A 9,691-nucleotide genomic window follows, 5' to 3' on the forward strand; every position below is an offset into this window, starting at 1 on the left:
AGGTTTATAAAGGCCGTCAGGGCGTTCAGGGGTAAACTGCCCCGCCTGAACACCGTAAAACGCGCCACAGGCGTTAGCGGCGGGTGGCCCGTTCCAGATAGCGCAGCACCGACGCCAGCAGTTTTTGTTCGGTACCGGACTGAAGCGCACCCTGCTCATCCACAGGCAGATACGGTCGCGCGGGCAGGGTGACGCGGCGTTGGCGTCCGGCCTTGCCCCCCAGTTGATGTATCCGCACATAATCAAGGTGGCTGCCAAGCGCCGCATGATGGCGACTGTAGTCGGTGGTGACACTGCCGCGTAGCTGGCCGCTGGCTGACAAGGTCATGCCCTCTCTGGCCAGGGCGGCCACGGAAGGTTGCCAGGCCGGGTGCCCCTCATCCTCGAAGTTCAGGTCGGTTTCGGTCTTGAGGGTTTCTGCCAGGGCGCGCATCAGCGGCGTCATGTCCTGCCCGGCGAGGCTCAGGTTGCGTAGCGCCTTTGCCAGTTCGCGGGCATCAATCTGAATGTGCATCAGGTCTTTCATGATGGCCCTCGCCACTGTTGACGCGCCAGTGCAGCCAGCGGGCCGCCGTAGCGCGCAAGGTCAGGGGCGTAAGCACGACCGGGTGTATAGGAAAAGCCGACGTCCGGACTGAGGGTTTTACCGGACGGTAAATGAAACGTGGTCACCGGCTTCATTTCCCCGGTTTTTTCAGAGACCAGTCTGAGCGCCGTCTCCAGTCGACCTGCTGCCGTCCCCACCGCCAGCCCGCGCTGACGCACGTCGTCGGCAGAGAGCGCAATCACGCTGCAGCGACAGCGCCAGCCGTTAGGGGGATAGAAGGTCTGCCAGAACGGATCATCCGCCGGAAAAACCAAACCATGCAGCGCCAGATGACTTTTGCGTGTGTGATTATCGCGGATGGCCACGTACATCCAGTAAGGCCGATCATCGATATTGGCCTGCTGCTCGGCCCAGCGTCCGGCGCTGTAGAGCATAGAGAGATTGGTGCGGTAAATCGTCTCCAGCCGCCATGCACTGCCCTGCTGGAAGGTGACCGGCTCGCCCGTGACGGGGTCGGTGGTATCGGTTTTTCCCCACCATCCCTTGGCCTGTAGCACCGGTGTCAGTTCCTTTTTAAACCACGGCAGGGTCTTGCCTTCCGCCAGGGCGTTTTCCAGTGCCTGGCGGATATCCTCCAGAATATCAAGGCGCATCACTTTCGCCACGGTAAAGGCGTGGGCATGCGCTTCCTGCCACATCGCCTCCCAGTCCCAGGTGATGCGATAACCCTTGGCGCGGAGGTAGGCAATGGCGCGTGCAGGCGGCAGGCCAAAACAGACGGCAATGTCGTGACTATTGAGCACTGAGCCTCCCGGCGATGTTCACCACAAATAAAATCCGCGCCAGGTGCGCCTGCAGACGGTCAGCCGCCATACGCGGATACATTTCTGCCAGCATGCCCATTAATGCCTGGGGCGACTGGCCCTGTTCGACGGCGGCAAACAGCGGCGCCAGTATCGGCTCCATGGCCTTATCCCGTTGCCCGCTGGTTATCAGACTCTCCAGCGCGTGCTCCAGTTCATCCTCTGCCAGCCCGGCGGCGTCGGACTGCGTCTCGGCAAAGGCCGCGTTCGTCAGGGGCGTCATGACCGCTGACTCACTCAGGTCTCCCGGCTGCAGGTTGTACTCACGCATAAAGTATTGCGGGGTAAATACGGCGCCCGCCTGCGACAGGCTCAAATCGCGTTTGGCCTGGGTCTCGTCAATGGTCTCTTGCGCCCACAGCGCCCATGAAGGCATTGGCACTTCACCGAAGTTAAGCTCCACCATAAACCGCAGTACCTGATTGATGGCACTCATCACCATGGACGCATCGCCATCGCGGATATCAGCGGCGACTTCCAGTCCGGCCTGTGCCGAGGCGTGCGTGGTCTCCGCTTCGGTGGTCTGGTTTTGACCCAGCAGGGCAATGACGATTTCAGAGCGCGCCAATTCAATCAGATGGCGATAGATGTCGCTGGAGGCCCCCTTGCCCGCGGATTCAATGATTTCCACCGTGGAATCATTGGGAATCACCGCCACCGCGTCTTCCACCATCTTGTCCAGCGAATCGAGCAGCAGGTCGATTTCGGCATCGGCGGTGCCGCGTGGGTGTTTGCCAACCAGCCAGGGGCTGCCGTACTTCTCGGTAAAGCGCATCCAGAAACGCCAGCCGCCTTTTTTAAACGCCACCGGCCAGAAGCACATCGACAGGTCGGGAAAGCCGTAAGGGTTATCAAAGGTCGCGTCCTGCGTGGCCACCACAAACTTGCGCGGGGGCAATAATTCACCGGCCAGCCCGGCCTGATTGGCACGAAAGCGCAGCTGGTTGCCGTCATCAAAGCTAAACCACTCCGGCGGTTTACCGACAATATCACTGACCTGCAGGCGGTCGTGACGTTTGACCCAGGTCAGTTCAGCGGGCTGGTAGCCAAAGAAGGCCGCATCCAGCAGCTCGCCCATGATACGGTCGATATCCCAGCCTTCCATCACCTCACGCAGAAAATCCACCACCGCCGGGTCGGCATTGCGGGGCGTCAGTCCCCGCTCTAGCGCCTTGACCGCTGATTTACGGCGGCGAATGCTGCTGCCGACCAGCGGTTCGGCGCGCAGTTCACGGTAGACGCTGATATCGCGCCCCAGGGATTTAAGAATGACGTCCGGGTTAGGCAGCCACTGGGTAAACCCCAGAATGCCTGCCGGGCTGCGCTCGCGCGAGGCAATCGTGCGCATCAGTGGCCGACGCGGGTCGGCGAAGGCGACAAATTCGGTCGGTGAGGCATAGAGTCCGCGTGCCATTAATAACCCTCCAGTAATCGGTTAGCCTGCCGGGGGCGGCGGGAGTAAACACGTCCCGGCCCGGTCGGGCTGTCGGCGGCATTGAGCGCCAGAAAACAGGCCCAGGTGCGGTCAGCATGGCCACTGGCATCGCTGTCGGCCACAAAGCGCGGGGCACCGGTCGGGCCGGTCACGCGCGTTAACTTGTGCAGGTCAGCCCGTAAATCCTTGTCACCTTGCGGAATACGCAACCGGCGGTCTTCAAAGATTTCTTTGCCACGCGTGGCCAGCGTGAGTTTATTACCGGCGGTAAACAGCACCCCCTCGACGCGATGGGTACCATGACGGCGTTTGGCATCTTCCACCGGCTTTTCGCCCATGCCGGTCTGGTCGATGCAGCAACGCAGTACCCGGTAGCGAAAAAAGACATCATCGAGTAGCGCGTCCTGCTCGGCAAAGGTGGCCCGTTTGCGGGTAATAATGTCGCGCGTCCAGTACACATCCCCCACCTGCTCAATCACCCAAATCACAAACAGGTCATGACGGGTGGCGATATCAACGCCGACAAAGCAGGGGCCATCGGCATAGTGTTCGGGGACACCCGCCAGGTCATGCTCTACGCCGTCAATCAGTTCATAGGAGAGCCAGCTTGATGCTTCATCCAGCCATTTGAGTTCAAACTCCTGCGCCCATGCCTCCTCGTCGTTCAGGGCGGCACGCATATCGGCAATATCGCGCGGCAACCCTTCACGCACCGCCTGGTAGATATCCACCACATGGCGCGACCAGACGGTATCTAATGACGCATCGGTCATCAGTTCATAGAATTTGTTGCCTTTGCCGTTCGGGGTGGAGGTGACGCGCAGCTTGTAGCCGTTCGATATCACCGGAAACAGCGCCGTCCAGATTTTGCGGCTGTCGGCATGAAAGGCAAACTCATCGAGAAACACATTGGCGGCAAAGCCGCGCGCCGTATCCGGGTTCGCCGGGAGTGCGGTAATACGCGAGCCGCCGGGCAGCACCGCCTCTAGCATCGTATAACGCTCACCTCCACTGCCCATCAGGTAACCTTCAAACTCACGCGCCACCAGACTATAAGCCTGGCAATGCTTTCTGACGCCTTCTTCCATCGCCTCTTTGGCCTGTCGTTCACCGCGCGAAAGAATGACCCAGCGGGTACGCCCGCCACGGGCCTCGGTCTCAAAGCAGTCGTCAACCAGTTCCAGCGTGGTGGTAAAGGTTTTGCCGGTCTGGCGGGCAAACTGGCCGATTTTAAAGCGTGACCGGTCAAGTAACCAGCGCTGCTGGTAAGGGTAAAGCGGCAGGGCAGCGTTCATTGGATAATCCCGTAAATCTGTTGACGGACACGCTGCACGGTTTCCAGGCTGACGTGGCCGTCGTTGTTTTTGACTTCCTGCTCCAGCGCATCCAGCTGGGCGGCAATTTTATCGCGCACCTCGGCCTGATAGCGTTTGAGGCTGACTGACGAGCGGGTCAGGGTGGCAATGCTTTTGCCCACCTTGGCCAAAAGGGAGGCGCGCTCTGCGGGCTCCATTTCGTCATCACTGGCTTCTCGTACGTCGATGAGCGCCGTCAGGATATCGGCCTGGATAGTAGCGATAATCGCCTCTGAGCGTTTGTCCTGGTCGTCTTCCGCCCCTTCGGTAATGACGCGTGCCATCTCGGTAGCTTCACGAATAGCGGCAAAGCGGCGCTGCACCTTTTGACCGTAACGGGAAATCTGCGCCCGACCGATGCTATACCCTTTATCCCGCAGCAACGTCTCCAGCTCACGGTAGCCACTGAAATTGCGCTCGGTCAGCGCCCGGTCGAGCCATTCACGTACCGATGGGGGCAAGACCTCGATATGACTGCGCGGTGCCATGCTCACTCTCTCCAGTATTTGGCCGGGCGGGCAATGCCGGGGATATCTTCGGTGACGTATTCCACCAGATTGACCCCCTCCGGCGTCAGCGTGGCCGTCCATGAACGTGCGGGCGGTCGGGTCAGGCGAACCAGACTTAAGCCTTCAAGGAACAGTAACTCTTTTTGCAGCTCCAGCATGGTCATGTCCGGGTAAAGCGAATGGCCCACATCCCACAGCAGCCGGTCATTGGCCGGATAGGGCCGTGCCTTGTTGACCACCTGCAGTAACACCCAGCGCAATCCTTCGCGGCGCGCCTGTTCGGTCTCTATCATCCTTATCCTCCTGCCACCTGACGCAGTTGTATCGTTTCCAGCTTCTGGTAAATCGCGTCAAGCCGTGACTCCACCACCTGCTGATAATGAATAAATTCGTCGCGCCGGACATAACGTTCCGGCACCTCCACTTTGAATTCCAGCACCTCGCGCTCAAGGCGTGCCCCTTTATCGGACGCGTCGCGCATCAACCGCTCCAGTGACGCAAACCGCTCGGCCTGGCGCTTTTCCGTCTCACGGATAAACCAGCGGGCCAGCCCCGCGAGAAAGCCCGCCAGCCCAAACAGATAGCTCACCAGTACCCAAAAATCGACCTGTAATGTCATGGTGTTAATCCTTCAATATAATCCAGTAGCCCGTTTACCTGTGCCCGCCAGACCTGACATTGCTGCCCGTTGTCGGTGATATTGGCGAGGATATCGCGCTGGGTGACCGGGCTGGGTCTGAGCGGCTCACCAGCGGACGCAGTGGGCCGGGTCGTGTTGCCAGCGCCGCCGGCAGCGGGGGTAGGGACTGAACCGTCAACGTCTGACAGCCCGAGGGCGGCGTTGTAGTGCCGCACGAAGCCACGAGTAAATACGCAGGACACAGCATGAGGCTGGCCTTTTTCATCCAGCCAACGTTGGGTAACATCCTCTATCCGCCTAGTTAAGTGTTGGGTTTGAGTGCGCAGCTGCTCAATACGCGTCAGGTAGTCCTGTTCGGCCTGATGAGCGACCCGCACCTGATGGGTAAATCGTTGCTGCAGGGCGTTTAGGGTTTGCGCTGCCTGCTCGGCGCGCTGTTTCTCCTGAGTGGCAAACGTCTCGCGCAGCTGACTGATGGTTGCCGCGCAACGTCCTGTTGAGCGACCTGCGCCTTGCGTGTAGCCGTGCCACCAGATGCCCGACAGCAGGGCCATCACCAGCAGCCCGCCGAGGCTTTTTAGGCTAACTACACTAAACACAGCTTGCCCCTCCCCAGGTCAGGTAACGCGGTGCCAGGGCTTTTAAAATGCGGCGGGGATAATGGCGATTCTCGCGCCAGGCGCTCATACTACGTCCGGCATTGACTCGCTCAATGCTGTCAAACCAGCGACTGCCATCGTACCCCTGACTTTCCGCCAGACGGCGGTCACGCTGTACCCAGCCCAGGCCACCGTTGTAAGCCGACAGGGTCATCGCCATGCGCTCACAGCGTTTCACCGCCGACACGCGTTGCCATAGCCAGTGATCGAAACTCACCACTGCCCGCAGGCTCCAGCCGGGATTGAGCGGCGCTTTGGCTGCCAGCTCCGGCATTAATTCCCCAATCCATGCTGTGGTCGCGGGCATAAACTGCCCCAGCCCCTGCGCGCCGATGCGATTGGTGATACCCGGCTGCCAGCGGCTTTCGTGCTCAATCTGCGCGGCAAAATCCGCCACCGGCGCATTGAGTCCCCACACCAGACGAGCGTTGCGTATCAGGTCAGCCCGGTACGGGAGTGCGGCTTGCGGCGGACGCGCGGCATTCGCATCAAAGGCACCCCCCAGCAGTAGCATCAGCAAAAAGAACAGCATCATGCCGGGTGGGTTATCGGGGTGTTGGTGGTTATTCATCATCACAGCCCCGTCGCCACGGCAAGACACACCGCCGCCACAATCACCGCCCGACGAAGTTGCGCGGCGGCAAACACCTGATGACAGCCGCCGCGCACCGGATGACGGCCCTGCGCCACCTCGGGGTGGTCATGGTGCAGGTATTGACCGGGGCGGGCCTTGGGGAACAGCGAGCGGTCAAGCCAGTAACCGACCACCGCCGCCAGGGTGATCAACGCCAGCTTGTAGAGCACCACCGGCAATTGTTGCGGCGAGACCAGGCCAATTACCAGCAACAGACCCGCGGCGGTGAGCAACCAACCGCTTAATCGCGGGGTTTTTAATCGGGGTAAGGTGAGTTTTTTTGGGGTCTTCATGGCGGTCTCCCTGACTATCAGGCAGACAGTGTCGCAGGGCAGTGTGCCAAACGCTTTTAAAGCGGTTTACTAGTGGGGAGGTGGGTGAGTGGTTAGGTTAGGTGCAGTCATTAGCCCCTAACGGGGCAAGGGAAAAAGCGCGACCCGCACGGTGCAGGAACACCGCACGAGCCGTCAACACACAGAATCCACCTGTGAGTCAACCGTGGCGCTTTCCGTCCTCGAGGACAGGAAAGAGTCTACCTTAATTTCCATTAGTGAAAAAGGCTTACAGACAATGCAGCAACATTTTTTACCGATACTGCCCTGGATAGGCGGTAAACGGCGGCTGGCAAAACAGATTTTACCGCGCTTCCCGGCGCATACCTGCTACGTGGAGCCATTTTGTGGCGCGGCGGCGCTCTTCTTTATGAAGTCACCCAGCAAGGCGGAAGTGATTAACGACATCAACGGCGAGCTGGTCAATCTCTATCGGGTGCTGAAACACCATCTGGAAGAGTTTATGCGCCAGTTTAAATGGGCGCTGGTCAGCCGGGCGATGTATCAATGGTTAAACATCACGCCGACCGAGACCTTAACCGATATCCAGCGCGCGGCCCGTTTCTATTACCTGCAAAAACAGGCGTTCGGCGGCAAGGTCGCGGAGCACACCTTTGGCGTGACCACCACCAGTGGGCCGCGGCTGAACCTACTACGCATGGAAGAAGAGCTGTCGCTCGCGCATCTGCGATTATCACGCACCACCATTGAACAGCTTGACTGGGCCAGCTGTATTGCCCGTTATGACCGTCCACACACGCTGTTTTACTGCGACCCGCCGTATTGGGGAACGGAAGGCTATGGCGTCGATTTTGGCCTGGAACAATACGAAAAACTGGCGGGGATGGGACGAGACCTGGCGGGAAGGATGATTATATCCGTCAATGATATTCCCGAGATGCGGGCAGTGTTTCAGGGGTTCGAGATGGAGAGCGTACCGATTCGGTATAGTCTGAACAGCAATCAGCCCACCCAACGGCGTGAGCTGATTATTACCGTCAAATAATCTCTTTCGCGGCCACGAATGAAGGGAAGACTTAAGCGCGACTGCGGGCGGTTTTTTTCTCTGCCATTGCAGCAAGGGTACGTTGTGCCACCTCGCGTGTTTCACCAGGGATGTGTCGGAACGTCGTCAATAAAGTTGCTTCCTCCTCATCCCTCACCACATCGAGCGCGCTGGCTTCATCGCTGCGCTCACCGGTCATCACATAAAGAAGGTCAACCCCTAACGCTTTCGCCGCGATTAAGTAGCCCGCATCCGGGTGTCGCTCACTTTTTTCATAATTATACTGGGTGAGCTTTTTAACCCCGCACCGTTCGGCGAAGATTTCTTGGCTAAGCCCCAACCGCAGGCGCTCTGATTTAAGGCGATCACCCACCCCTTCGAGTGTCAGCGTGACCCACTGCTGGACATCAACGGGTGTTTGTTCATCGCTCGCAGCGGCTGTGGAAGTTTTGCCAGCCAGTTGCTGGCTTAACTGCTGTAGCTGCTTCTCTTTTTCAGCCACCAGTTGTTGGCTGCGTTTAAGCGCCGCTTCATCTTTACGTAATGCCGCCTTCAACTCCCTGACTGACATGCGGTCGACCTCATCTAGCGTCAGGCCAACAATGGTGCCGCCTTCGGCGAGTTCCGCCAGATCTTCGTCATCTTGGGTCATTAATTCAAACAGCTTTGCTTTTCCTAATCCGGCCAACGTAGGCCGTTTTCCCATTAACTGAGGAGATAAATATTTTAGTGACGCTTCCATCATCCTCCTTGCCGTTCTTTCTGCTAGACCTAATTGCTCAGTAACAATTTTAGTAAACTCGCCGTGTGGCTCATTTTCTTTAATAATAATTAGCCGCTTCCCCGCTTCCAGCATGGCTTCGGCACTCTGCGCCATATAAAAACGCGCTTCATGCACAATACGTTCTCTTTCATAGGGTAAGCCATCTCCGAAACGCGCCATCACCTCCTGTTGGGCGCTGTTTTCTGCATTTTTTTCAGGGTCTGCAATTGCCCCCCCCCCCTGCAATCGTGATATTGTCCGCGGTAGTTACAGGCAGGCTGGTTGCCGCTTTTTTCTTTGCCATACAGGTCTCCTTTAGGCTGATAACAGCCAGTGGTTTTTAACGGTAATAAGAAATATACAAAAACAAACAAAAAAGACTTTACATTATTTTGTATGTCAATGTATATTTATTTTTAACTTTTTATGACGGAGATAATACCATGTCACTGCAACATCCCGCCGATTTTAAGCGCAATTTTTACGAGCATGTCTATCAGCAATATCCTTCAGTCGCTAAGTGGGCACAGGAATCTGGCTTTAAGCCTCATGACATCTATGTGTTACTGAATGGTGCTTGCCAAGGTTCACGCGGAAAAGCCCGTAAAGCAAAACGCGCCATTGAACAGATAATGGGGAAACCCATGCCATCGAGCAACAAGCGCCATAAAAAATAACATTCGCCTGTTTCACTGACGGTAACACAATTCCCATTAATGAAAAAGAGGCATCCGATGAAAAACACCTTATTGCTGCACCCGTCTTCACGCACACGGCGGGCGCTGCGCATTTTAAAAGCCATGAAAGGGCATTACCGCGACGGCCTGTCCAATAAAGCCCTGGCGACGCTTATCAATGACTCACCCGCCAATATCAGTCGTACCCTGCCGTTTTTAGTGGAAGAGGGCATGGTTGAGAAGCGCTTCAATGGGCACTACGCCCTCAGCG

Annotated in this window: 14 protein-coding genes; 3 read left to right on the forward strand and 11 right to left on the reverse strand. The window is 57.6% G+C overall.

The annotated features are described in order from the left end of the window. Nucleotides 1-73: 73 nt before the first annotated feature. From ACTBDZ_RS03870 to ACTBDZ_RS03915, 10 genes are read right to left on the reverse strand one after another with little or no spacing between them, the layout of a single operon-like run. The gene (locus tag ACTBDZ_RS03870; RefSeq protein WP_438814315.1) at nt 74-541 is read right to left on the reverse strand and encodes a phage virion morphogenesis protein; all 468 of its coding nucleotides are present in this window, start codon (nt 539-541) and stop codon (nt 74-76) included. Continuing rightward, entirely contained in the window at nt 523-1,350 is an 828-nt protein-coding gene (locus ACTBDZ_RS03875) for a phage head morphogenesis protein (RefSeq protein WP_438814316.1), read from the reverse strand. The genes ACTBDZ_RS03870 and ACTBDZ_RS03875 overlap by 19 nt, the downstream gene beginning before the upstream one ends. Beyond that, nucleotides 1,340-2,824 carry a DUF935 domain-containing protein gene (locus ACTBDZ_RS03880; protein WP_438814317.1) on the reverse strand — a complete coding sequence of 495 codons (1,485 nt, stop codon included), beginning with the start codon at nt 2,822-2,824 and terminating at the stop codon, nt 1,340-1,342. Before ACTBDZ_RS03880 ends, ACTBDZ_RS03875 begins: the two co-directional genes overlap by 11 nt. Then, the gene (locus ACTBDZ_RS03885) at nt 2,824-4,140 is read right to left on the reverse strand and encodes a terminase large subunit domain-containing protein (RefSeq protein ID WP_438814318.1); all 1,317 of its coding nucleotides are present in this window, start codon (nt 4,138-4,140) and stop codon (nt 2,824-2,826) included. The genes ACTBDZ_RS03880 and ACTBDZ_RS03885 overlap by 1 nt, the downstream gene beginning before the upstream one ends. Beyond that, the gene (locus ACTBDZ_RS03890) at nt 4,137-4,688 is read right to left on the reverse strand and encodes a DUF3486 family protein (protein ID WP_059108322.1); all 552 of its coding nucleotides are present in this window, start codon (nt 4,686-4,688) and stop codon (nt 4,137-4,139) included. Before ACTBDZ_RS03890 ends, ACTBDZ_RS03885 begins: the two co-directional genes overlap by 4 nt. A gap of 2 nt (nt 4,689-4,690) precedes the next feature. After that, nucleotides 4,691-5,002, reverse strand: a complete 312-nt coding sequence (locus tag ACTBDZ_RS03895; protein ID WP_438814319.1) for a hypothetical protein — start codon at nt 5,000-5,002, stop codon at nt 4,691-4,693. Between the two features lie 2 nt (nt 5,003-5,004). Further along, nucleotides 5,005-5,328: a hypothetical protein gene (locus ACTBDZ_RS03900; protein ID WP_016858261.1), complete on the reverse strand. Its 324-nt coding sequence runs from the start codon at nt 5,326-5,328 to the stop codon at nt 5,005-5,007. Next, nucleotides 5,325-5,948, reverse strand: coding sequence for a hypothetical protein (locus ACTBDZ_RS03905; protein ID WP_438814320.1), 624 nt, complete (start codon nt 5,946-5,948; stop codon nt 5,325-5,327). The genes ACTBDZ_RS03900 and ACTBDZ_RS03905 overlap by 4 nt, the downstream gene beginning before the upstream one ends. Next, nucleotides 5,941-6,579 (reverse strand): transglycosylase SLT domain-containing protein, encoded by a 639-nt coding sequence (locus ACTBDZ_RS03910; RefSeq protein ID WP_438814324.1) that lies wholly within the window; start codon nt 6,577-6,579, stop codon nt 5,941-5,943. Before ACTBDZ_RS03910 ends, ACTBDZ_RS03905 begins: the two co-directional genes overlap by 8 nt. Nucleotides 6,580-6,581: 2 nt before the next feature. Continuing rightward, nucleotides 6,582-6,935, reverse strand: a complete 354-nt coding sequence (locus ACTBDZ_RS03915) for a putative holin (RefSeq protein ID WP_345994701.1) — start codon at nt 6,933-6,935, stop codon at nt 6,582-6,584. A 277-nt stretch (nt 6,936-7,212) separates the two neighbouring features. On the opposite strand from ACTBDZ_RS03915, the gene ACTBDZ_RS03920 reads away from it, so the two are divergent. Further along, entirely contained in the window at nt 7,213-7,980 is a 768-nt protein-coding gene (locus tag ACTBDZ_RS03920) for a DNA adenine methylase (RefSeq protein ID WP_438814321.1), read from the forward strand. Nucleotides 7,981-8,011: 31 nt separating this feature from the next. Here ACTBDZ_RS03920 and ACTBDZ_RS03925 read toward each other — a convergent pair whose 3' ends face one another. Then, entirely contained in the window at nt 8,012-8,923 is a 912-nt protein-coding gene (locus ACTBDZ_RS03925) for a DUF3102 domain-containing protein (protein WP_438814322.1), read from the reverse strand. A 263-nt stretch (nt 8,924-9,186) separates the two neighbouring features. Here ACTBDZ_RS03925 and ACTBDZ_RS03930 point away from each other — a divergent pair, with 263 nt between their 5' ends. Then, a complete protein-coding gene (locus ACTBDZ_RS03930) occupies nt 9,187-9,420 on the forward strand; it encodes a hypothetical protein (protein WP_406932763.1) in 234 nt (77 codons plus the stop codon). 57 nt (nt 9,421-9,477) lie between these two features. Continuing rightward, nucleotides 9,478-9,691 (forward strand): helix-turn-helix domain-containing protein (locus ACTBDZ_RS03935; RefSeq protein WP_438814323.1); only part of this gene is annotated, 214 nt, incomplete at its 3' end.

This window comes from Symbiopectobacterium sp., assembly GCF_051710365.1.
In the GTDB taxonomy this organism is placed as follows: domain Bacteria; phylum Pseudomonadota; class Gammaproteobacteria; order Enterobacterales; family Enterobacteriaceae; genus Symbiopectobacterium.

Bases quoted from the DNA above. Each gene is read 5' to 3' on its own strand.
- ACTBDZ_RS03880 (WP_438814317.1), bottom strand. From the start codon at position 2,824: ATGGCACGCGGACTCTATGCCTCACCGACCGAATTTGTCGCCTTCGCC.
- ACTBDZ_RS03885 (WP_438814318.1), bottom strand. From the start codon at position 4,140: ATGAACGCTGCCCTGCCGCTTTACCCTTACCAGCAGCGCTGGTTACTT.
- ACTBDZ_RS03890 (WP_059108322.1), bottom strand. From the start codon at position 4,688: ATGGCACCGCGCAGTCATATCGAGGTCTTGCCCCCATCGGTACGTGAA.
- ACTBDZ_RS03895 (WP_438814319.1), bottom strand. From the start codon at position 5,002: ATGATAGAGACCGAACAGGCGCGCCGCGAAGGATTGCGCTGGGTGTTA.
- ACTBDZ_RS03900 (WP_016858261.1), bottom strand. From the start codon at position 5,328: ATGACATTACAGGTCGATTTTTGGGTACTGGTGAGCTATCTGTTTGGG.
- ACTBDZ_RS03910 (WP_438814324.1), bottom strand. From the start codon at position 6,579: ATGAATAACCACCAACACCCCGATAACCCACCCGGCATGATGCTGTTC.
- ACTBDZ_RS03915 (WP_345994701.1), bottom strand. From the start codon at position 6,935: ATGAAGACCCCAAAAAAACTCACCTTACCCCGATTAAAAACCCCGCGA.
- ACTBDZ_RS03920 (WP_438814321.1), top strand. From the start codon at position 7,213: ATGCAGCAACATTTTTTACCGATACTGCCCTGGATAGGCGGTAAACGG.
- ACTBDZ_RS03925 (WP_438814322.1), bottom strand. From the start codon at position 8,923: ATGGCGCGTTTCGGAGATGGCTTACCCTATGAAAGAGAACGTATTGTG.
- ACTBDZ_RS03930 (WP_406932763.1), top strand. From the start codon at position 9,187: ATGTCACTGCAACATCCCGCCGATTTTAAGCGCAATTTTTACGAGCAT.